Source organism: Thiocystis violascens DSM 198 (assembly GCF_000227745.2).
Lineage (GTDB): Bacteria > Pseudomonadota > Gammaproteobacteria > Chromatiales > Chromatiaceae > Chromatium > Chromatium violascens.
Window position 1 is genome coordinate 2,709,867 of sequence record NC_018012.1, and the last position, 21,599, is coordinate 2,731,465.

Below are 21,599 nucleotides of genomic sequence, written 5' to 3' on the forward strand. Positions count from 1 at the left end.
ACAAGGGACAAGGGGCGCTATCCCGGATGATTCGCCAAATAAGGCAACGCTCGTTTAGAGGGTGTAGACAAAATCAAACCGTTGTGGTCAACCGCCGCAGCAGGATGCGCGCCTCCGCCAGCCAAACCCAGGTTTCGGAGACCGCTGGCAGACGGTCATGATGCATGATCAATCGACGGGCACGCTCATTCCACGCATGGGTGCGCTCGACAACCCAGCGCTTCGGCAGCGGAACGAAGCCGTCGGCGTTGGCGATCACCACTCGGTCAGGCGCCCCGTCCACGTGCCAGGAGCCAACGCTTTTGTTGGCTGGATGGCGCACGACTTCCACGCGGATCGCGTGGGTCTGCTCGGTGGTTTGGGCAAATTGACCGGCGTAGGCGCTATCGACAAACAGCGTGTTGATCTGGGGGTACTTGGCGGCCGCGTCAGCGACGGCGCCCGAGGCGGCATCGCGGTCCTGAAGATTGGCCGCGACCACGCTCACCGCCAACACGAACCCCAAGGTATCGACCACCAGGCTGCGCTTGCGCCCCTTGACCTGCTTGCCCGCATCAAAGCCGCTCGGTCCACCCTGCGGCGAGCCGCGGGTCGATTGCGCATCCAGCACCGCCGCCGTCGGCGCGATCTCACGCCCCTCGCGTTCGCGCCATTGCCCCCGCAGTCGATCATGCATCTGCTCAAACTTCCCAGCCGCACTCCAACGGCGAAACGTCTTGTAGACATTCTGCCAAGGCGCGAAATCGTGCGGCAGCATCCGCCACGCGCACCCCGTGCGCACCACGTAGCAACACGCCTCCAGGATGCTCCGGCGCGACACGCGGGGCGGTTGACCCCGCCCGCCCGGCATCTCAAAGAGAGCGGCGACCAAGTCCCACTCCGCATCGGTCAGACAACTTGGGTAGCTTTGGTCGGGGTCGTGGCGACGATGCGCATCCGTATACCCATACCGACGCGGCGTTGCGCGCGCTTGCGCCTCGAGACCACTCTCGCCCCGGAGGCGCGTGACGCCCGCCTCCCGCAAGGACTTGCGAATCGTTGCTTCATGAGCCTCGATTCCCGTCCGTGCCGCGAGTTCCCGGGCAATCTCTGACAGCGTGGAGGTCGGGCGATCCGTGACAATTTGACGCAATACCGCTTGCTCCGCCTCGTGAATCTTGGGGGGACGACCAGCTTTCGACATCAGCGCACACCAGCTCAGTTGTAGACTGGTATACAAATAGCAGCTCAATTATTTTTGTCTACACCCTCTTAACGAATTGATAAGAATAAACTTGCTGTCGGTTTTCGCAGGTCATTGACTCATCCGGCCGACAAGCTTATTATTCTCAGCCCTACTTGGCTACGTAGCTCAGCTGGTTAGAGCATCGCACTCATAATGCGAGGGTCGGTGGTTCGAGTCCACCTGTAGCCACCAAAATTTCAACGACTTACGAGCGCAAGGATCGCGCTAGTTCGCCTCAAATTGCCTAAATCGCGGCCTGTAGTGGTACCTGGATTGGCACCTAAAAGAAAAGCGCGCTCTAGGCGGCTCCAGGCTTCCCGCTGCATCGGTGGTACCTGACTGGTACTTACCCACAAAAAATCCGCCTTGAAGTCCGAATGTCGCGCAAACGCAACGGTTGATAGACCGCGGTCGCGTTGCGACTATTCTCAGGAATAGACGCCCCACATCGCCAAGTTAGAGGCAATCATGACGACGATCCGCCCCACGGAGTTGAAGGTTCGTTGCTACGCTGAACGCGAAGCGCCTCGGTTATGGGTTGCTATCTGCTTGGATTTTGATCTTGCCGCGCAAGGCGAGACGCTTGAAAAAGCGCGACGCGTGCTGGACGCCATGATTAACGACTATGTGGAAGACACTTGGGATGGCGAAGACCAGCCCTATGCGGACGCACTCATGAGCCGTCGCGCTCCACTTCGCTATTGGTTGCGCTTCTACTGGTTCACATGGATGCGGCGCCTGAATCGGAAGCATACCCATAGCGCGCACTACCCGTTCAACGAACGGCTACCGCTGTCCCTTGCTCATTGCGCGGGCACTATCCGCCGCTGACGTGCGTTGAGGTTAAGCGCATCCTCCGCAATCTTGGATTTGAAGCACGGCCTGGACGCGGCGGTTCTCATGAGCAGTGGGTAAAAAACGAAAACGGGAAGCGGTATAAAGTCACGGTGGATTGCCCAAAGGCTCCGTTCTCCCAAACGCTAATCGAGTCAATGTCCAGCAAGCGGACATTTCAAAGAAGGCATTTTATGCCGCGCAGAAGAGATAGGCCCACTTCCGCTCCATATCCATCCGTCCCCCACGCAGGAACGCTTCAGCCTCGTACAAGGCGCACGCATCCTTAGCCGCGTTTATATCTGTACCCGGCGCGCTCACTAACGAAACGTGTTAGATTCGCAAACACCCCCTGTCGAACAACGCCTAAATCACGTCTCGGGTATTTTAAAAAGGAATGTCGTCGTCGAAAGGCACGGAGGATGCGCCGCCCTGGCTTCCGGATGCAGAACCGCTCGACGGTGCAGGTGCTGGCGAGGCAGCCCGAGAGCGGCTGCTACCGCCAAGGGATTGATACGAAGGATCGTCGTCGAAGGGGACCGACGAGCCACCCCCTTGACGGCTGTCCAGCATCTGCATGGTTCCATTGATGTCGACGACGACCTCGGTCGTATAGCGGTCCTGCCCGTCCTGTCCCTGCCATTTACGGGTGCGCAGCTTGCCCTCGACATAGACCTTCGAGCCCTTGTGCAGGTACTGCTTGACGATCTCCGCGATCTTGCCGAAGAAGACCACGTTGTGCCATTCGGTCCGCTCCTGTTTTTCGCCGGTATTGCGATCCTTCCAGGACTCGCTGGTCGCGATGCGGATATTGGCCACCGCATCGCCGCTCGGCATGTAACGCACCTCGGGATCGGCCCCGAGATTCCCGATCAGAATCACCTTATTCACGCCTGCCATGTCTGTCTCCCGCTCACGCGACGCGCAAGCGCTGGTTGTCTCGTCAAAAAGAGGGGATCCGTGCCCGAATGGATCGTCAGGCACCGACCGAAAACGTCTGCAATCTTGCCCAATCGAGCGTGCGCCTGTCCACTTTGAGATAGGCGACGCCCTCGTCGATCGCGATCACCGCCTCCCGGACGCCGGGCACCTCCAGCAGACGCCGCTCCAGAGCCAGGATGTCGCCCGCCGTCGGCAGTTCCAGCGCGAGCACATGACGGGTCAGATTCTCCGGCATCGCCATGGTTGCCAGCAGTGCGATCCAGAGCAGCGAGATCAGCGCCCCGAGCAGATAGACGGCATCGGCGCCGAAGCTCCCGTGCGCCCAGCCGCCCAGCAGACCGCCGAGAAAGGCGCCGAGAAACTGGGCGCTGGAAAAGACCCCCATCGCCGTTCCCCGAGCCCCGGCGCGCGCCACTTTCGAGACCAGCGAGGGCAGGATCGCCTCCATGAGATTGAAGACGGCGAACACCAGGATCAACAGCCCGGCCAGCGCCCAGAGCGATTGATGGAAGGCACGGAACCCCAGCAGCGACAGCCCCAGAACCATCACCGCTCCCAGCAGCACCGGGCGGATCTGGCCGAACCGCTCCGCGAGCACGATGAAGGGCACCATGGCGAGGATCGCGAGCAGCACCGCCGGCAGGTAGAGCATCCAGTGATTCAACGGGTCTAGTCCAGCCCCTTCGATCGAGAGCGGCAGCACCACGAAGAGGCTGATCATGGTCAGGTGCAGCAGGAAGATCGCGGCATCGAGCCGTAGCAGGGTCGGATTCGCGAGGACGCCAGACAGTTGATCCAGCACCGGTTGCGCGTCGCGATGGACCATCGAGCGCTCCGGGTCCGGCACCACGCGGGCCAGCACCAGCATGCCGGCCACGGCCAGCAGCGCCGTCAGCCAGAAGACGCCCGCGATCCCGAACCAGCGCGCCAGCGGCGGCCCGATGACCAATGCCGCGGCGAAGGAGAAGGCGACGCTGGTGCCGATGATGGCCATGCCCCTGGTGCGCACCTCGTCGCGGGTCAGGTCGGCGGTCAGCGCGGTGGTCACGGCGGCGATGGCGCCGGCGCCCTGAATCGCCCGACCCAGGATGACCCAGACGATATGGTCGGCCAGCGCGGCGACGACGCTCCCCAGCAGGAAGACCGTCAGACCGGCATAAATCACCGGTTTGCGCCCGATGCGATCGGACAGCAGACCGAGCGGGATCTGAAACACCGCCTGCGTCAGGCCATAGGTGCCGATCGCCAGACCGATCAGCAGCGGCGTCGCGCCGGGCAGGTCATGGGCATAGAGCGCGAAAACCGGCAACAGCATGAAAAGACCCAGCATGCGGGTCGAAAAGATGGCGGCCAGCCCGATGGTCGCGCGGCGCTCGGTCACGGAGAACGGAACCTTCGGAGGGGTGAAGTTCGGTCGATCTGCTGGGGTCACGGTCGACAGCCTTTGCGTCCGGGGGGCGAAGCTCCGCATAATAACAGCTTGGCCTGACCGAGAGCAGGCGCCAAATCCTCGGGCGATGCCAACTGCCAACGCCACCCTGTCCATCGCTCAAGCGAACTCCATCCCCCATGCACACCATCCGCATTCGCGGCGCTCGCACGCACAATCTGAAGAGCGTCGACCTCGACCTGCCGCGCGATCGGCTGATCGTCTTCACCGGCCTGTCCGGTTCGGGCAAATCCTCGCTCGCCTTCGATACCATCTATGCCGAGGGTCAGCGGCGCTATGTGGAATCGCTCTCGTCCTATGCCCGGCAGTTTCTGTCGGTCATGGAAAAGCCGGACTTGGACCATATCGAGGGACTGTCGCCGGCGATTTCCATCGAGCAGAAAACCACCTCGCACAACCCGCGCTCGACGGTCGGCACCATCACCGAGATCCATGACTATCTGCGCTTGCTGTTCGCCCGCGTCGGCCAGCCCCGTTGCCCGTCCCACGACGAACCTCTGGAGGCCCAGACCGTCAGCCAGATGGTCGATCAGGTGCTGAATCTCCCCGAGGGCGACAAGCTGATGCTGCTCGCCCCGGTGGTCTCGGCGCGCAAGGGCGAGTATCAGCGACTGCTTTCCGAGTTGCATGCACAGGGCTTCGTGCGCGCCCGCATCGATGGCGCGCTCTGCGAACTGGACGCCCCGCCCGAGCTGGATCTCAAGAAGAAGCACGACATCGAGGTCGTGATCGACCGCTTCCGGGTCCGCGCCGATCTGGCGTTGCGTCTGGCCGAATCCTTCGAGACCACGCTCAATCTCTCCGGCGGACTCGCCCGGATCGGCTGGATCGACGAACCGGAGCGCCCCGAGCTGACCTTTTCGGCCAAGTTCGCCTGCCCGGTCTGCGGCCATAGCATCCCGGAGCTGGAGCCGCGCATCTTTTCCTTCAACAATCCGGCCGGCGCCTGTCCCACCTGCGACGGGCTGGGTGTCGAACAGTTTTTCGACCCGGCCAAGGTGGTCGTGCATCCTGAACTCAGTCTCGCCGGCGGCGCCGTGCGCGGCTGGGATCGGCGCAACGCCTTTTATTTCCAGATGCTTCGCGCGCTGGGCGAGCATTACGGATTCGACGCCGAGACGCCCTGGCTGGAACTCAGCGAGCAGGTCCGCTCGGTCATCCTCTACGGCAGCGGCAAGGAGAAGCTCAAGCTCAAACTGCCGCACGAAAAAGGCAGCGCCAAGGCGCAGCCCTTCGAGGGCATCGTCCGCAACATGGAGCGCCGCTACCGCGAGACCGAATCCAACACGGTGCGCGAGGAACTGGCGCGCTATCTCTCGCACCAGCCCTGCCCCGCCTGTCAGGGCTCGCGGCTGAACGAATCCGCTCGTCATGTCTTCCTCGGCGACTCCTTCGGCTCCGCTCGGGATCGGCACAACCTGCCCGCCGTGTCGCGGATGCCGGTCGGCGAGTCGCTGCGCTTCTTCGAGACCCTGGAACTCCCCGGCCAGCGCGGCGAGATCGGCGCCAAGGTCATCAAGGAGGTCGCCACCCGGTTGCGGTTTCTGGTCGATGTCGGGCTCAACTATCTGACCCTGGAGCGCAGCGCCGAGACCCTGTCCGGCGGCGAGGCCCAGCGTATCCGGCTCGCCAGCCAGATCGGCGCCGGGCTGGTCGGGGTCATGTATATCCTCGACGAGCCGTCCATCGGACTACATCAGCGCGACAATGCCCGATTGCTCAAGACCCTGACCCATCTGCGCGACCTCGGCAACACCGTGATCGTGGTCGAGCACGACGAGGAGGCGATCCGCGCCGCCGATCTGGTGGTGGACATCGGCCCCGGCGCCGGCGTGCATGGCGGCGAAATCGTCGCCCAGGGAACCGCCGGGGAGATCGCCGCCGAACCCCGCTCGCTGACCGGGCGCTATCTGTCGGGCGAGCTGCGCATCGCCATCCCGACCCAGCGCACGCCCAACGATCCCGCGCGCCAGTTGCGCATCCTGGGCGCCAGCGGCAACAACCTGCGCGGGGTCGACGTGTCCATCCCGGTCGGCACCTTCTGCTGCATCACCGGCGTCTCCGGCTCCGGCAAATCGACCCTGATCAACGACACGCTCCACCCCTTCGCCGCCCGTCATCTCAATGGGTCCAGTCTCCAGCCCGCGCCGCATCTCGCCATCGAGGGCATGGAACAGTTCGACAAGGTGGTCGACATCGATCAGAGCCCCATCGGTCGCACCCCGCGCTCCAATCCGGCGACCTACACGGGGCTATTCAACCTGGTGCGCGATCTGTTCGCGGCGGTCCCCGAGGCGCGTTCGCGCGGTTACGGGCCGGGGCGGTTCAGCTTCAACGTCAAGGGCGGACGCTGCGAGGCGTGCAAGGGGGACGGGCTCATCCGGGTCGAGATGCATTTTCTGCCCGACATCTATGTCCAGTGCGACACCTGCCGGGGTCGGCGCTACAACCGCGAGACTCTGGAAATCCGCTACAAGGGCAAAACCATCGACGAAGTGCTCAACCTCACCGTCGAGGACGCGCTGGCGTTCTTCGCCCCCGTCCCGGTCATCCACCGCAAGCTCCAGACCTTGATGGATGTCGGTCTGTCCTATGTGCGGCTCGGTCAGAGCGCCACCACGCTCTCCGGCGGCGAGGCGCAGCGGGTCAAACTCAGCCGCGAACTGAGCAAACGCGACACCGGGCGCACGCTCTATATCCTGGACGAGCCGACCACCGGACTGCATTTCCACGATGTCAAGCATCTGCTCGACGTGCTGCACCGCTTCCGCGATCAGGGCAATACCGTGGTCGTGATCGAGCACAACCTGGATGTCATCAAGACGGCGGATTGGATCATCGATCTGGGGCCGGAAGGCGGCGACCAGGGCGGCGAGATCGTCGCCGTCGGTACACCCGAACAGATCGCCACCACTGAACGTTCGCATACTGGACGGTTTCTGGGGCCGTTGTTGGAACGGGGATGGTGAAGATCCTGTCCAAACGCCACCTTTCACGACTCAACCCCGCAAGGAGCCTTCAGGTTCAACACGATGACCACACCAAGTAACCCAATATTTCGCCCTGACAGCGAACCAGGCCACCTTGCCGACACCCGCAACCTTTTACGCAACGAGTATGCGGCTGATCGCCGGCCTTGGGTCGTCGCATACTCCGGCGGCAAGGATTCAACCCTGGTGTTGCAGTTGGTTTATGATCTCCTCTTGGAATTGGGTTCCTCCGCCGATAAACCGATCTTTGTGGTTGCCTCGGACACGCGCGTGGAAGCGCCGAACGTAGAAGAATATCTGGCTGATCGTTTATCGAGGCTATCGAGTCACGCCCGCGCCAATGGTCTGCCCGTCCATGTGCATCGGGTTCAACCGACTCCAGAACAAAGTTTCTGGGGTAACCTGATTGGCAAGGGCTATCCTTCACCGACACGCTGGTTCCGTTGGTGTACGGCGAAGATGAAGATCAAGCCATCCAAGGCGGTGATCGACGGCATCGTGCGGGAACACGGCGGAGTCGTTCTACTCTTGGGAACCCGCCTAGACGAAAGCGCAAGCCGTGCGCAGCGGATGGAGGGGCGCGCCACCAATAGCCGGGGGCTCAATCCCCACGGCGAAATCCCGGACGCGCTCGTGATGACACCGATTGCCGACTGGACGACGGATCAGGTCTGGGAATACCTGTTCACGCACAACCCGCCGCCGTGGGGCGGAACCCACGACTTCATGCTCGACCTCTACCGGCAGGCGAGCGGCGGCGAATGCCCTGTCGTCTTGGATCTCAACACGCCATCCTGCGGGGGGAGTCGGTTCGGTTGCTGGACCTGCACCGTCGTCAAGGAGGACAAGTCCATGCGCGGATTCATCGAATCAGGCGCCGCCTGGATGCGACCCCTCAATGAATTCCGGGACTGGCTTAAAGCGATTCGCGAAGAGACGAGCATGCGGGACGGAGTCCGCCGCAACGACTCCATCGGACCTGGCCCTTTTAATTCGGAGGCGCGTAAAACGATTCTGCGCCGGCTCTTGGAGTTGGAGAAGACTGTAGGCCGCCGACTGATCGAGGATGCTGAGATTGCTTATATTCAGAAACAATGGAGCGACAAGTTCGATGTCACGGATAGCGCGTTGGCAATCGCCAGAGAGTTCGGAAGGGAGGTTGGTGCCTTGAAAATCAAACCTGAAGACAGTTTCAGCGATCTTGCCCTGATCGAGGAGCTAGCCCCTCGCTTCGAGGTCCAGAGTATTTGGGCAACGGATCTCTATCACTTGGTGACCGAGCGTTACCCATCCTTGGATAGCCCGCGCAGCCATCAACAGCTTTTAGACGATGTGATTAAGGTTGTCGAAAACGCCGTACGTCAAGCCGACCGGACCGAGCCGGCCGCATGATCTTCGAAAGCATTCAACTCACAAACCTGTTCTCCTATTACGGGAATCAGGAGATCCAACTCGGCAGTCCCGAGCCAGGCCGTAATGTCTGCTTGATCATGGGACGCAACGGCTTCGGCAAGACTAGTCTCCTCAATAGCCTCAAGCTCTTATTTACCGGCGTTAGTTACGAACCCTTGCGCCGCGCGGTGCAGCGCACGCGCATGCCAACGGTCAAGCAATACGTCGAAGGTGCCGGCAACGATTGGTGGGGCATTATGAACCGACGGGCGCGCAATGAGGGCCAAACCCGTTGCGCTATTCGAGTGGTCTGGAGCGAGGACATTGGCCGCGTCACCATCGAGCGTTCCTGGCGCATCGAAAATGGAGCCTGGGACAACGAGGAGTCCCTGACCGTCGCGACCGCGACCGAGACATTCAAGGACGATGAGGCGCAGGAATTCCTTGATCGTCGTCTACCCCAAGATTACGTGTATTTCTTTCTATTCGACGGCGAACAGATTCAAGAGTTGGCCGAGTCAAAAAGGGATTCGCAACAACGTCAGATGGAGCGTCTCCTTGGAATCGGCGCAATCGATGCCCTGCGTGGGAGCTTGAACCAAGCCATCGGTCGTTGGGAGCGCGACGAGCTTGAACCCCAGGCAAGGGCCGACCTAGAGCGTCTGGAAGGTGATATCAGGGGGACCGAGGCTGATCTCGATTTGCTGGATCGGACCCAGGCGAGCCTGGATCAAGAGATCGAGAACGATACGGACGCCCTGCGACGAAACCGCCGTCGTATCGAGGGCTTAAGCGCCTTCGTTCATCGTCACGACGAAGCTCAGCTAAAAGATGATCGAGCGCGCATACAGGCACAGCGGATTGATTCTCTGGATCGTCTCTCGGCTCAGCTCCCACGGGATGTCGTCCTGCTAACCAATCCCTCCCTGGTCACACGGGCGTTGGAACGGCTCGACCAAGTCCTCGGCAGCGACGCCAATGCCCGTTCACGCGTTTTGGATGTCTTGCTGGATACGCTTCCAGCACGCTTGTTCGACCAGCCAGCATTTCCCGATCCGGACATGCGTGACAGTCAGCGAGCCTACTATCGCTATAAGCTGATGCGCATCCTAGAGCAGGAAGCGGAAGCCACCGGCGACACGCTTGATCCCACATTTGCACCGGACCCCCAAGCGGCAACCGTTGCCCGTGACCAGCTCGCACCCTACGTCCAGGCGGATGCACTGCGCTCCGCTAGGACCGAAGAGTTGCGCCGCCTGCAAGGATTCGCCGCCGAGCTTCGCCAGTTAGAAACAGATTTATTGAACGTCGGTTCGCTCTCGGAAGAGGAACGGGCACGCTATGACCGCTATGTCGTGGAACGCGACCAGTTGGAACAACATCTGGATGCCAAGAAGAAGCGCCAAACGGAGCTTGAGGGGGAATCCAATGGTCTGAAACGGAAGCTGGACGATGCGCGGAGACGTGCCGACCAAATCAGGGCCAAGCTCGGTCAGAATGTCATTATCGAGGATCGAATTGCCACCGCACGGCGTCTTGGCCACTTGTTCGGTGCTCTCAAAGACAGCCGCAAGCAGGAACGAAGGGGGGAATTGGAAGCGGCTATCAACCGCCACTTTCGAGTTCTGATGAGTTCCCATCACCTCATCGACCGGGTGGAAGTGGATGAGGACTTTGGATTGCGTTACCTAGATCAAGAAGGGAATCCCATCGGTATGGGAAACCTTGCGGCAGGCATGAAGCAACTCATGGCGACTGCACTGCTATGGGCCTTAAGCGAGGCATCTGGCAAACAGGTTCCAGTCGTGATCGATACGCCTTTGGCCCGTATCGATCTGGCTCACCAGGAAGGCATCTTGCAGCACTACTACCCCAATGCCGCGGCTCAGGTCATCGTGTTGCCCACAGATTCCGAGCTGGACGCACGTAAACTCAAGCTCATCGCCGGGCACGTTTATCGCGCCTACCGCCTCACGAATCCGGACGGTGAGCACACGATCCCCGAGCCGGTGGCTTTAGCTGATCTGATGCAGGGAGGCTAACCAATGGCCGATCTCTACACCGACGCGCGGGACGAGCAAACCATCGACGATGTGCTTCATGGTCTTGGCACTCCGCGCGCTCCGAAACTGCGCGTCCTGCGCATTGCGCTGGCCCGGTCGTTGCAAATCCCGACGCCACCGCCAGAGGACTTGGACGGAAGCGGTCTGGGTGGCAGCGAATATGCCTTAGCTCGCATCACCGGCGTGGGCCTCGCGGCGGACGAGGAAGGCCGTCAGGACTACGATTTGGCCGTGCGCGCTCTGCTCAGCGTCTACCACGGCGAGGACATGTTCCAGGGCGAGGAGTCTGAGCGGCGCTACCGCCGTTATCTGCAACGCCATGTCCGAAGAGGACTTCAGGAGATCCGTACCACCTGGCGTCCGGGCCATGATTTTCACGGCTACCTCTACCACGAGTTGTTCGTCAGCGCCGCACCGCGTCCGGCACGCACGGATCTGGGGCAGGAGATTCTTGCAGGGCTGCGCGAGATTGGGGTTTCAGCTCAAATTCGCGGGGTCGAGGATGGCCCCCGCATCAGTCGCTATCGCGTCTATCTCGACGACGTGAATCATTATGATCGAGTCAAGCGGGGCCTGGACAAGCTCGGTCTGCATCTAGGTCTGTCTACACGCCAAGGGATACTTCTCCAGGAGGACGAAGACCGGGAGCGGGAGGCGCGAGTGTTGGCGCTTGACGTTCCCCGTCCTCGGGAAACCTGGCATACGGTTCCAGGCGCTCGGCTCCGGGATTGGGCCGTTCAGGCGACCGACGTTCCGACCTTGACCGTCTGGCCGGGGGTGGACGTACTGGGGGAGCCGGTCCATTTCGATCTGGCCGCGGCACCGCACCTCCTCGTGGGAGGCACGACTGGGAGCGGCAAGAGCGTCTGCCTGCATGCATTGCTCTTATCCCTGCTTTGGCGGTTGGGGCCACAGGATCTCCAACTCACGCTGATCGACCCCAAGCGGGTAGAACTGGCCCATTACGCAGGTTTTCCACATCTAATTGGCAATCAAATTATCGAGGATATCGGCGATACCCTTGAGGCTCTGGATGGACTCGTCGAGGAGATGGAGCGGCGTACACTTCTGCTGCGTCAGCACGGAGTCGCGAACCTGGTCGAGGGGCGCGAACAGGGGCGGATCGATCTGCCCTTCGTGGTCGTTGTGGTCGAAGAGTTGGCGGACCTGCTGTTCCAATCCAGAGAGGCCGAGCAACCTCTGGTGCGACTCACACAGAAAGCACGAGCCGCCGGTATTCATCTAGTGCTCGCCACTCAGCGTCCGGATGCCGAAACCTTCAGTGGCTTATTGCGCAGCAACGTGCCAGGGCGGATTGCGCTGTCGGTCCGCACGGCGGCCGAGTCCAAGATTATCCTTGACGAAACCGGCGCGGAGAAGCTGCTTGGTGCCGGCGATATGCTGCTGCGTCCCCAAGCTGGAGTCGCGGCGCGGCGCGCCCATGGGGTGCGTGTCGGCAGCGACGACATCCGGCTCTGCTTACAAAGCGTTCGCGGGAGGTCTCAATGAGCGACATGACTGTCTACGAGTTCCAACCACTTTGGTTGACCCTGGATCGGGTCGGCCCATTCCAGGGATCGCCTTATGAGATCGATTTCACCGACGAAGAGAACCGCCCATGCAACATCTTCCTCTTGATGTCCGAGAATGGGCGCGGCAAGACCACGGTTCTGGACTGCATGACCTTGCTGATGCGGCAACTCGGGGAGGCCGATCCCGAGCGGTTCGGGCATGAGGATCTAGATGAAGGTCGGGGGCGGATTCAGCTCGACGTGCTGACCCGGATCTACTGGCAGGGAAGCGACCATCGTATTGTCCTTTCCCTGTTGGCGGGGGATATTGGCGAGGAAACGTTTCTGAAGGTTTGGGATGACGCGGATCTGAAGCGGCACGGGGCGGAGCGTTGGCACCGGACGGGGTATCGGCAGCGAGTACGCGGCCGGCTGGTGGAAATCGACCGCCGTGACGACCTTGTTCAAGACTTGAGACATACCCTGATCGACGCCAGCCGAATGGCACCGGAAGGCTTCGCCAATTCAACCTTGAGTCTGCCGACGACTCTGTTTTTCCCTGCCTACCGCGACATCCCACCAGTTCTTGGCATCGAGGAACGACCGATCATCCAGCCAGAACACTGGGGCTACCGTTCGGCTCAGGAGTTTGCCGCGCACGGGACTCATTGGACGGAGTCGCTGGACAATCTCCTTGTTTGGCTTGCGTGGTTGAACAATGGCAGCTACGAGGATGCGGTTAAGGCGGTCAACGAGACTGTGTTCGGGAAATCTCCAGACAAATTTCTGGCTCCCGAGATCCGCCGGGTTCCGCCAGAGGCCGTTGTCCATAGCGGGGATCAGACACACCGCTTGGATCGGCTCTCCAGCGGAGAGAAAAACCTGGCTCAGCTCTTCTTGCGGATCGGCGCTCACAGTACCCGCAACACTTGGGTTCTGGTGGACGAGATCGATGTCCACCTGCATGTGCGTTGGCAGCACAAGGCATTGAATTTAATGAAGGAGCAGGTACGTCGACAACCCGGAACAACGGTCATAGCCGCCACTCACTCGATCGAAATTCTGGAGGCTTTTCCGCTCGATATACACGAAGAAGATCTGATCAAGGGTGGTTGGATCATTGAGGACAATCTGCACTGAGGAGATACGTCAAAGGACATGGGTGCGTTCAAGAAGTTGAAGCAGACAGACAAATTGGTACTCAAGCAGCGCGGTGGAGCTGTCGTTTTCCTGGAATCGAATGACGATTTCGAGATCATTGCCCAGCGGTGGTTCTTCAACGAGGGCGAGGACATCTGGTTTCAACCAGCGGACTCCTACGAGACGGGGACTGGCGGTGGTGGCTGTGACGCGGTTATCGACTTGGTCAACGGGACTAGAGCAGATGGAATCAGGGCTTTTGGCATCGTTGATCGCGATATCCTTCTCAACAACCAGAATTGGCCTCTGTGGTGGGAGCCTCGGGACGATGTGTTTCAGGCCGCACGCCCCTATGGCAGTCACATCCGGGTGCTGCTTCGCTGGGAATTGGAAAATTATCTGCTCCATCCCGATGCCATGAAGATAGAGGCGAACGATTCGGCAATGGTCTCGACGCACACCGCCGATTCTGTTTTGGCATCCTGCCTCGAATGTTCCGATGAGTTAAAAAATCGGTCAGCGGCAACCGTCGCTGCGTTGGCCGTAAACCTTTCGCCGCCCGCAATCGGCTTTGGATGTAATCCACTGGTTTGCGGAATCACGCTGATGGAAGATTTGCAGAAATTTTTGACCAAGAAAGGACTCTCCAATGCGGCGCAGGCGATGGAGCAAGAACGCCAACAAATCGACCGGTTCGATGCACCATCCGCTCCGGCAAGAACACGCTGGGAGCATCTGGTTCGCATGTTGGATGGTAAGGCCGCCCTCAAGTACATCAGCCATCGGGCTAAAACCCGCTTTGACGAACGTCGCGCGGGACTCGCCAACCGCATGTTTGAACGCGGCATTGTGCCCTTGGAGGTCCGTGAATACATCAAGGAGTTCAAGAGCGCCATTTAGTTACAGCGGTTCACTGTTGCATGCTCAACCTAACCATTGAGGACGCGCTGGCCTTCTTCGCCCCGGTTCCGGTCATCCACCGCAAGCTCCAGACCCTGATGGATGTCGGCCTGTCCTATGTGCGGCTCGGCCAGAGCGCCACCACGCTTTCCGGCGGCGAGGCCCAGCGGGTCAAGCTCAGCCGTGAGCTTTCCAAGCGCGACACCGGACGCACGCTCTATATCCTGGACGAGCCGACGACCGGACTGCACTTCCACGATGTCAAGCATCTGCTCGACGTGCTGCACCGCTTCCGCGATCAGGGCAATACCGTGGTCGTGATCGAGACGGCAGATTGGATCGTCGACCTGGGGCCTGAGGGCAGCGACCAGAGCAGCGAGATCGTCGCGGGGGCGCATCCTCATGACAACGATCAAGGGCGAAAGGAGCTTGAGATTGACCGAGTGCTGCGCATCGTCGGTTTCGCCGAAACGCTAACGCACGTCATGCGCGCATGCCGCGCATCCCTCTTTCCATTCACATCCGCCGCACACCGACATGCTAGAAGAATCCCCCCTCGCCGCGATCGCGCACGTCATCCAACTCGCTGTCGCGCCAGTTTTTTTATTGACGGGCATCGGTGGCATACTCGCCGTTATGACCAGCCGCCTGAGCCGGATCGTCGACCGCGCCAGGGTGCTGGAGGCACATACTTCGACCAATGCCGAACATCAGGATCGCGTCCAGCAAGAACTGGCGACGCTGTCGCGGCGTGCTAAATTGATCAGCGTCTCCATTGGTCTCTGCACCGTGACCGCCCTGCTGGTGTCCACGGTCATTGCCATCCTGTTTCTCGGTTCCTTCCTGACCTTCGACGCCTCGCTGGCGGTCGCGCTCCTGTTCGTTGCGGCAATGCTCGCCTTTATAGCGGCACTGCTGTCCTTTCTGCGGGAGGTCTTTCTCGCCATCGCCAGTTTGCAAATCGGCAAGCATTAGAGAACCCGGCGGACGATATCCTGGAGATCATCCCCAACAACCGTCATCCGCCACCCGCCAGCCGTCGGTAGAGTTCCAGGTACTGGTTCAGGATAACCGTGCGGCTGAACTCCTCTTCGACCCGTTCGCGTCCGCGGTGGGCGATCCCGCTCATCAGTGCCGAATCCGACAGCGTCTCCCGGATCCCGTCCGCCAGCGCGACGGCATCCTCGCAAGGCACGCACCAGGCATCCTCGCCGTGCCGAACGACCTCGCGCGCGCCCCGAAAGCGCGTGGTCACCAATGGCTTCCCCCAGGCCCAGGCATCCAGAATGACGTTGCCAAAAGGCTCGCCATCCAACGACGGGAAAACCACCAGATCCGCCATCTGGAGATAAGGGGCTGGATCGGATTGCCAGCCGGCCCAGACGAGGCGCGCATCCTGTCCGGATTGAATCGCTTGCTGCCTTAGCGGCACGGCCAGCGGCCCATCGCCGAGCATGATCAACCGCAGAGGGCGACCGGCGATGGTCTGGGGCAGCCGGGCCAAGGCCGAAATCAGATGGGTATGTCCTTTGAAGAGCACGAAGCGCCCCAGGGTGACCATCACCCAGGCATCGTCGGGGATGCCGTGAAGCGCGCGCAGTTGAGCGACCCGCTCCGGCGCGACCGGCCGGGCCTGGTCGGCGAAGTTGTAGAGGTGATAGACCCGCTCGGCCGGCAGTCCCTGTTTGATCATCCAGTCGCAGAGTGCCTTGGTGTTGCCGATCCAGCCGTGGGCGTGGCGATAGGGTCCGAGTTCGTAATAACCGCCGAGCCGGGCCAGATGGATCGCCCCGCCGCGCCGGGACGGATGCGTCAGCCGGGTGGCGCGGCCCATGTAGGTCTGGACGATGTCGGGACGGAGGCGGGCGATGAGTTGGCTGACGGCGCGCCGGGAGAGGGGATCCCAGGTGGTGCGAAACGGCAGACAATGGACCGGAAGCGACCCGAAGTCGAGCCGGTCGGGTCCGCTTCCGCGCCGGATCGCGACCTCGGTGGGCGCGCCGCGCTCGGCGAGCGCCAGACTAAAACGGTGGAACCAGTACTCGGCGCCGCCAAGCGCCTTGCTGGCGACCATTTGCAGTGAGGTTGGGTCGGACATAGGGGGTTTGGTTTCCGGTCGTTCTGAAAAAAGCGTTCTCGTTAGACGACTCGGGAGATCAACTCCCGATACACCGCCAGGTTTCCCTCCACCATCGCATCGAGCGAGAACTCGCGCGCCATCAGCGACTGACCGCCGGCGCCCAGCGCGCGGCGGCGGTGCGGATCGGCCAGCAGCGCGCCGATGGCCGCGCGCAGGGCGGGCACGTCGCCGGGCGGGACCAGCACGCCGTTCTCGCCCTCGCGCACCGCCTCCGGAATGCCGCCGGCGCGACTGGCGACGATGGGCACGCCGGCGCTAGCGGTCTGGAGCAGGGAGACGCCGAGCCCCTCCATCAAGACCGGATGCACGACCAGGTCGAGACAAGGCAGGATTTCGGCCAGATCGTCACGGAAACCAGCCAGTTGCACATGTCCGCTCAGTCCCCGGTCGGCGAGGTGTCGCTGAAGATCGGTGGCGAGCGGTCCCTGACCGAAGAAGCGGACCTGCAGGTTCGGATGCGCTTCGATCAGCGGGGGCAGCGCCTCGATGAGAAAACGATGCCCCTTGCGCGGGATCAACTGGGCGATGACGCCGATCAGCAGCGTCTCTGCCGGCACGCCCAGCCGCGCCCGGATCGTGCCCCGATCACAGGGCCGGGCGTAGCTCTCCCAGTCCACGGCGCTACGCACGATCCGCAGTTTGGACGCGGGCAGACCCTCGCTGACCAACACCCGGCCGATGCCCTCCGAGATCGCGATCACCCGGTCATGGAGCCGATATTTCAGCGCGACCAGCCAGGGCGGCTCGGGGTTGTCGACCCGGCGGGTGTGGATCGCGGGCACGCCGGTCAGCCGGGCCGCCAGACCGCCCATGACATCGGCGCCGATGCGGCTGTGCAGATGGACCAGATCGGGGCTCGTGGCGCGGATCAGCCGGCGCAGACGTACCGCCATCAGCAGATCCGCGTCGCCGTGCATCGGCAGACCGCACACCCGAGCCACCGGCTCGGCCGCCTGAGCCAGCGCACAGCCCTGAGGGCAGGCGAGCCAATTGTCGTGACCGCGCGCGGCCAGTCCGCGCAGCAGATGCAACACCTGAAAGGCCCCGCCATAGAGATGGCGACCGCCCTCGACATGCAGGATCCTCATGATCGGAGCACCCGGCGCGCGGCCTCGATGATCTCGTCGACCTCGATCCGGCGCATGCAGTCGAAGGCTCCCCCGCAGGTCGGACGGCGTTTGCAGGGCGAACAGGGCAGCGGATGATAGAGCACGCGGGCATTGGCGCGGGTCGTGTCGAGATAGGGACAGGTGGAGCCGAACAGCAGCAGACTCGGTGTGTCCAGCGCGATCCCCATGTGCCCCAGCCCGGTATCCACGGCGATCAGCAGGGCGGCCCGGTCGATCGTCGCCGCCGCCTCCAGCAGACTGGTCTGGCCGGCGAGATTGACCAGGAGTCCGTCGCTGGCGTCCTCGATCCGCGCGGCGGCTTCCCGATCCCCTGGCCCGCCGAGCAGCACCGGCGTCAGCCCGAACTCGGACTTGACGCGGGCGGCGAGCCTGACCCAGCGCTCCTCGAACCAGTGTTTCTGAGGGCGGGTCGTGAAGGGACAGAAGACCGCGTAGCCGCCAGCGAGCCCTTGACGAGCGACGATCTCGGCGACGAAGGCCGCTTCGGACTCGCCATAGTGGACCGCCATGGCAAAATCGTCCGTCGGCAACCCCAGCGTTTCGGCCAGATAGAGATATTCCGACCCGATCCGCCGGGCGTCTCCGCCACGCGGCAGGGCGCGCGTCATCAACCATTGGCTCCCCTCGCGCGAGCCGAGTCCGATGCGCTGGCGGGCGCCGGAGAGCCAGGTCAACACCCCGCTCTTGAGCAACCCCTGAAGGTCCAGCGCCAGGTCGAAATCGCGCGCGCGCAGGGTCGCGCGCAATGCGCGAACCCCCTTCAGCAACTCGCCGAAGCGACGCGCGTTCCACAACCGGCGCCAGTGTTGCAGCGGACAGACGATCACCTCGTCCAGATCCGGGTGATGATCCAGCAGGACACGACACTCCGACTGCACCAGCCAGACGATCCGCGCCTGTGGCCAGGCACGACGTAGCGCCGCGATCAGGGGCGAGGCGAAAACGATATCGCCGATGGCGCTGAGACGGACCAGGAGGATGGCGTTCATGGAGCATGGCGCCTGGTAGCGCGTGATTTGAGGCCGAACATGGAGTATGCCCGAGTCGAGTGACGAGTCGGCATGGTAGCATTTAGCAGGCAAAACCAAGTTATAGGGTGACCCGGTGGTCGTGCTCTCGAAGATCGTGACGCGGATCGATGGCGCGCGATTCCTGTCCTGGCTGGCGCATATCCTGCTCGCGGTCGGCGCGGCGACGGTCACGGTCGCCTATTACCGAATCCATGGTCCGGCGCTCCATGCGCTGCTGTTCCTCGGTCTCCTCTGGTTCCTGCTGTCCTGGCGCGGGCGTGCGCGATCGCACCGGGTCGACGCTGACGCGATGCCCGCGTCTCGATCCTTGCCGCCGCTCAAATCGACCACCTCGCTCCTGTCCGCCGTCTTCCTTCTCTACACGCTGATCGCCATTCTGTCGGCTGGCAGCGTCGGCTTCAATGCGGCGTCCCTGGACCGACTCGAAAATTTCAGTTATTTCCTGGGCGGGGTCTTTCTGATCCCCTTCCTGGTCGCCGTCCGGCCGCGTGCGGACTGGTTCTGGTTCGCCATCGCCGCGACCGCGCTGCTCTCGGGACTCTTCGCCTTCTGGGAGATGCAGGCACTCGCGCCGGACTATCGGCTCGCGACCGGTCTGGAGTATCGCGCGGGCGGGAGCAAGGGCAAAGCGATTCCCTTTGGCGACATCGCGACCCTGGCGGCGGTCTTGAGCGTGCTCGCCGCCTGCGTCTTTTTCCCGACCCGGCGACGCCTGGCCTGGCTCTTCGGACTCGCCGCGCTCGGCGGGGTCTATGCCAGCCTGGCCTCCGGCACGCGGGGCGCCTGGATTTTCTTTCCGACCGCGCTGGTCGTCATCGGCCTCTATCTGCTCCAACAGTATCCGATCTATCGACGCGGGATTTTGCTTGGCATCCTGGGGCTAGCGGTTGCCGGAGGCATCGCGCTGATGCAGTCGGAGTCGATCCAGGAACGCTTCGCCAGCGCGCTGTCCGAGGCGCGGGACTATGTCCCCGGCGAAGAGGTCGGGATCGGAAATTCGCTGGGCGAGCGCTTCGAGATGTGGCGGGCGGCCTGGATGGCCTTTCGGGAGCGTCCGGTGCTGGGCATTGGCGTCGGGCAACTGAACGACTATTTTCAACGGATGGCCGACCAGGGATCGATTTCCAGCGCCATCGCCGAATTCGACCAGGGCGCCGGGCATACCCACGCGCACAACGATTATCTGCATGCGCTCGCCACCCGCGGGCTGTTGGGGCTGGCCTCGCTCCTGCTGCTGTATCTGGCGCCGCTGGCCGTGTTCGTCCGCGCGGCGTTCCGCGCTCAGGAACATACGACACGCGGACTGGGCTATGCGGGCATCCTCGTGATTCTGGGGTATCTCCAGTTTTCGCTGACCGACTCCATTCTGCTGATGCGCATCACCGCCGGGTTTTTCGTCCTGCTCTGCGCCTGGCTGCTGGCGTTGAATCCGAGCCCCACACCTTCACCTTGAGCTGAGGTTATTCAGCGTCTCCGACCGGTCATGAATAAAATCCATCTGACGTTGCGAAATCACATGGCCCAGGGCGGCGGCTTTGGCGATCCAGGCGATGCCGAGATTCTCGTCTTTTGGCAGTCCATTTCCTTCGACAGAACAGATGCCCAGCAAATTCATGGCATCCGCATCATCATGCTTGGCCGCGAGTTCCAACCAACCAATCGCCCCTTCGGGTTTGCCCTGGGATAGGAACAGCAACGCCATCGCGTGTTGCGAATCGGAATCCCCGGCATCGGCCTGTTCCAGCACCGGAAGATCCTCGGGCGCGAGCGCAATGCACAGGTGTGGCGCGATCGCCTCGAACGGGATCGTGGAGCGTCTGTTGGAGGTTTCATTCTTGACGATGTGGCCCGCAAAACGTCGCCAAACCGTCCGTTCGCTCCACCCGGTCAGGGTCATGGTGGCGGCAATACTCATGAGCATGGCGCATCTCTCGGTCGGGTACGTTGGGGAGTTTGATGGTGTCATTTTAACGTGGCAGAGGGGTTTGGTGGTGCCATCGAGAGAGTTGGTAGTGCCATCGCGGGATTTGGTCGTGCCAACGCTTAAAGAGCAAGGGTGTCGGCGGCTTGATCCTGGGATGCGTTCGATCTTTATCGGTCACGCGCACGTCATGTCGTCGTGCGCGCCAGCAAAAAATACCCTTTCAGATCAATAATATCGTCGAGACGATAGCGAGAAGGATGGACTGACGGGAGGCGCGCCCGAGCGATTGGCATACGGAATGCCTTATCGGGATCGGGAGACCTCGGAAGGGCAGCGGTACAGAGTCAGGCCCAATTGGCCTCCCCGCTCAGACGGTTTCATCATCCATTGCGGAGAGATTCATGAAAAAGTATCAACAAGGCTTTACTTTGATCGAACTGATGATCGTGGTGGCGATTATTGGGATTTTGGCGGCGATTGCGTTGCCAGCGTATCAGGATTATATGGTCAGGGCTCGCGTCACCGAAGGTTTGACGGCTGCATCTGCTGCAAAGGTAAATGTCGTCGATGTGCTAGCTTCCGGTAATCCAAGTGCTGCTGCTGGCTATGGAAATGGTTACACAAGCCCAACGGCAACGGAAAATGTCACCAGCGTTGCGATCGCTGCTGGTACGGGCGTTATTACCGTGACCATGACCGCTGCGGCTGGCAACGGAACCCTGACACTGACACCGAATGCACCATCTGGCACCGCCCTTCCTGTTGGTACAGCCGCCTTTACTCCTCCGGGTGATTCCGTAGCGTGGCGCTGCGGTGCTGCCGGTGCTACTTCTACTTTTGCTGGCTTCACTGCCGGTACGCTTCCAGCACGCTTTGCGCCTTCCGCGTGTAAATAGCCGGGTAGCCAGCGTAGATACCGTCTTTCCT

17 protein-coding genes, 1 tRNA gene and 1 pseudogene are annotated in these 21,599 nt (G+C 61.8%); 12 read left to right on the plus strand and 7 right to left on the minus strand.

Annotated elements, in window-relative coordinates; translation table 11 throughout:
- Positions 1 to 73: 73 nt before the first annotated feature.
- Positions 74 to 1,183 (minus strand): IS5 family transposase, encoded by a 1,110-nt coding sequence (locus THIVI_RS11955; protein ID WP_041447215.1) that lies wholly within the window; start codon positions 1,181 to 1,183, stop codon positions 74 to 76.
- Positions 1,184 to 1,340: 157 nt separating this feature from the next.
- On the opposite strand from THIVI_RS11955, the gene THIVI_RS11960 reads away from it, so the two are divergent.
- Positions 1,341 to 1,417, plus strand: a tRNA-Met gene (locus THIVI_RS11960).
- A 276-nt stretch (positions 1,418 to 1,693) separates the two neighbouring features.
- Positions 1,694 to 2,056 (plus strand): hypothetical protein, encoded by a 363-nt coding sequence (locus tag THIVI_RS11965; protein WP_014778853.1) that lies wholly within the window; start codon positions 1,694 to 1,696, stop codon positions 2,054 to 2,056.
- A gap of 390 nt (positions 2,057 to 2,446) precedes the next feature.
- Here the strand turns inward: THIVI_RS11965 and ssb are convergent, their stop codons facing one another.
- The gene (gene ssb, locus THIVI_RS11970; protein ID WP_014778854.1) at positions 2,447 to 2,959 is read right to left on the minus strand and encodes a single-stranded DNA-binding protein; all 513 of its coding nucleotides are present in this window, start codon (positions 2,957 to 2,959) and stop codon (positions 2,447 to 2,449) included.
- 76 nt (positions 2,960 to 3,035) lie between these two features.
- Complete coding sequence (locus THIVI_RS11975) at positions 3,036 to 4,382, minus strand: MFS transporter (protein WP_014778855.1); 1,347 nt, start codon at positions 4,380 to 4,382, stop codon at positions 3,036 to 3,038.
- A gap of 188 nt (positions 4,383 to 4,570) precedes the next feature.
- On the opposite strand from THIVI_RS11975, the gene uvrA reads away from it, so the two are divergent.
- The 8 genes and pseudogenes from uvrA (at position 4,571) to THIVI_RS12015 (ending at position 15,422) form a co-directional block, all read left to right on the plus strand.
- On the plus strand, positions 4,571 to 7,420 hold the full coding sequence (uvrA, locus tag THIVI_RS11980; protein WP_014778856.1) for an excinuclease ABC subunit UvrA: 2,850 nt from the start codon (positions 4,571 to 4,573) through the stop codon (positions 7,418 to 7,420).
- A gap of 63 nt (positions 7,421 to 7,483) precedes the next feature.
- Positions 7,484 to 8,833, plus strand: a complete 1,350-nt coding sequence (dndC, locus tag THIVI_RS11985; RefSeq protein WP_014778857.1) for a DNA phosphorothioation system sulfurtransferase DndC — start codon at positions 7,484 to 7,486, stop codon at positions 8,831 to 8,833.
- Positions 8,830 to 10,875, plus strand: coding sequence for a DNA sulfur modification protein DndD (gene dndD, locus THIVI_RS11990; RefSeq protein WP_014778858.1), 2,046 nt, complete (start codon positions 8,830 to 8,832; stop codon positions 10,873 to 10,875). The genes dndC and dndD overlap by 4 nt, the downstream gene beginning before the upstream one ends.
- A gap of 3 nt (positions 10,876 to 10,878) precedes the next feature.
- Positions 10,879 to 12,405: an FtsK/SpoIIIE domain-containing protein gene (locus THIVI_RS11995; protein WP_014778859.1), complete on the plus strand. Its 1,527-nt coding sequence runs from the start codon at positions 10,879 to 10,881 to the stop codon at positions 12,403 to 12,405.
- A complete protein-coding gene (locus tag THIVI_RS12000) occupies positions 12,402 to 13,547 on the plus strand; it encodes an AAA family ATPase (protein WP_014778860.1) in 1,146 nt (381 codons plus the stop codon). Before THIVI_RS11995 ends, THIVI_RS12000 begins: the two co-directional genes overlap by 4 nt.
- 18 nt (positions 13,548 to 13,565) lie before the next feature.
- Complete coding sequence (locus THIVI_RS12005; RefSeq protein WP_014778861.1) at positions 13,566 to 14,447, plus strand: BAR domain-containing protein; 882 nt, start codon at positions 13,566 to 13,568, stop codon at positions 14,445 to 14,447.
- Between the two features lie 20 nt (positions 14,448 to 14,467).
- A pseudogene (locus THIVI_RS23705) lies at positions 14,468 to 14,848 on the plus strand (ATP-binding cassette domain-containing protein); the annotation flags it as partial.
- Between the two features lie 136 nt (positions 14,849 to 14,984).
- Positions 14,985 to 15,422, plus strand: a complete 438-nt coding sequence (locus tag THIVI_RS12015) for a DUF2721 domain-containing protein (RefSeq protein ID WP_014778863.1) — start codon at positions 14,985 to 14,987, stop codon at positions 15,420 to 15,422.
- A gap of 43 nt (positions 15,423 to 15,465) precedes the next feature.
- Here THIVI_RS12015 and THIVI_RS12020 read toward each other — a convergent pair whose 3' ends face one another.
- From THIVI_RS12020 to THIVI_RS12030, 3 genes are read right to left on the minus strand one after another with little or no spacing between them, the layout of a single operon-like run.
- Positions 15,466 to 16,545, minus strand: a complete 1,080-nt coding sequence (locus THIVI_RS12020) for a glycosyltransferase (RefSeq protein WP_014778864.1) — start codon at positions 16,543 to 16,545, stop codon at positions 15,466 to 15,468.
- A 41-nt stretch (positions 16,546 to 16,586) separates the two neighbouring features.
- Entirely contained in the window at positions 16,587 to 17,675 is a 1,089-nt protein-coding gene (locus THIVI_RS12025; protein WP_014778865.1) for a glycosyltransferase family 4 protein, read from the minus strand.
- A complete protein-coding gene (locus THIVI_RS12030; protein WP_014778866.1) occupies positions 17,672 to 18,706 on the minus strand; it encodes a glycosyltransferase family 9 protein in 1,035 nt (344 codons plus the stop codon). Before THIVI_RS12030 ends, THIVI_RS12025 begins: the two co-directional genes overlap by 4 nt.
- Before the next feature lie 121 nt (positions 18,707 to 18,827).
- Here THIVI_RS12030 and THIVI_RS12035 point away from each other — a divergent pair, with 121 nt between their 5' ends.
- Positions 18,828 to 20,201 carry an O-antigen ligase family protein gene (locus THIVI_RS12035; RefSeq protein ID WP_245537263.1) on the plus strand — a complete coding sequence of 458 codons (1,374 nt, stop codon included), beginning with the start codon at positions 18,828 to 18,830 and terminating at the stop codon, positions 20,199 to 20,201.
- Here the strand turns inward: THIVI_RS12035 and THIVI_RS12040 are convergent.
- Positions 20,193 to 20,669: a tetratricopeptide repeat protein gene (locus THIVI_RS12040; RefSeq protein WP_014778868.1), complete on the minus strand. Its 477-nt coding sequence runs from the start codon at positions 20,667 to 20,669 to the stop codon at positions 20,193 to 20,195. The two genes, THIVI_RS12035 and THIVI_RS12040, sit on opposite strands and share 9 nt — an antisense overlap.
- A 404-nt stretch (positions 20,670 to 21,073) precedes the next feature.
- On the opposite strand from THIVI_RS12040, the gene THIVI_RS23710 reads away from it, so the two are divergent.
- The gene (locus THIVI_RS23710; RefSeq protein ID WP_014778869.1) at positions 21,074 to 21,568 is read left to right on the plus strand and encodes a pilin; all 495 of its coding nucleotides are present in this window, start codon (positions 21,074 to 21,076) and stop codon (positions 21,566 to 21,568) included.
- Positions 21,569 to 21,599: the final 31 nt, after the last annotated feature.

Excerpts from the sequence above, each read along its gene's own strand:
- THIVI_RS11955 (WP_041447215.1), bottom strand. The coding sequence starts at position 1,183 with ATGTCGAAAGCTGGTCGTCCCCCCAAGATTCACGAGGCGGAGCAAGCG.
- THIVI_RS11965 (WP_014778853.1), top strand. The coding sequence starts at position 1,694 with ATGACGACGATCCGCCCCACGGAGTTGAAGGTTCGTTGCTACGCTGAA.
- ssb (WP_014778854.1), bottom strand. The coding sequence starts at position 2,959 with ATGGCAGGCGTGAATAAGGTGATTCTGATCGGGAATCTCGGGGCCGAT.
- uvrA (WP_014778856.1), top strand. The coding sequence starts at position 4,571 with ATGCACACCATCCGCATTCGCGGCGCTCGCACGCACAATCTGAAGAGC.
- dndC (WP_014778857.1), top strand. The coding sequence starts at position 7,484 with ATGACCACACCAAGTAACCCAATATTTCGCCCTGACAGCGAACCAGGC.
- dndD (WP_014778858.1), top strand. The coding sequence starts at position 8,830 with ATGATCTTCGAAAGCATTCAACTCACAAACCTGTTCTCCTATTACGGG.
- THIVI_RS11995 (WP_014778859.1), top strand. The coding sequence starts at position 10,879 with ATGGCCGATCTCTACACCGACGCGCGGGACGAGCAAACCATCGACGAT.
- THIVI_RS12000 (WP_014778860.1), top strand. The coding sequence starts at position 12,402 with ATGAGCGACATGACTGTCTACGAGTTCCAACCACTTTGGTTGACCCTG.
- THIVI_RS12005 (WP_014778861.1), top strand. The coding sequence starts at position 13,566 with ATGGGTGCGTTCAAGAAGTTGAAGCAGACAGACAAATTGGTACTCAAG.
- THIVI_RS12015 (WP_014778863.1), top strand. The coding sequence starts at position 14,985 with ATGCTAGAAGAATCCCCCCTCGCCGCGATCGCGCACGTCATCCAACTC.
- THIVI_RS12020 (WP_014778864.1), bottom strand. The coding sequence starts at position 16,545 with ATGTCCGACCCAACCTCACTGCAAATGGTCGCCAGCAAGGCGCTTGGC.
- THIVI_RS12025 (WP_014778865.1), bottom strand. The coding sequence starts at position 17,675 with ATGAGGATCCTGCATGTCGAGGGCGGTCGCCATCTCTATGGCGGGGCC.
- THIVI_RS12030 (WP_014778866.1), bottom strand. The coding sequence starts at position 18,706 with ATGAACGCCATCCTCCTGGTCCGTCTCAGCGCCATCGGCGATATCGTT.
- THIVI_RS12040 (WP_014778868.1), bottom strand. The coding sequence starts at position 20,669 with ATGCTCATGAGTATTGCCGCCACCATGACCCTGACCGGGTGGAGCGAA.
- THIVI_RS23710 (WP_014778869.1), top strand. The coding sequence starts at position 21,074 with ATGAAAAAGTATCAACAAGGCTTTACTTTGATCGAACTGATGATCGTG.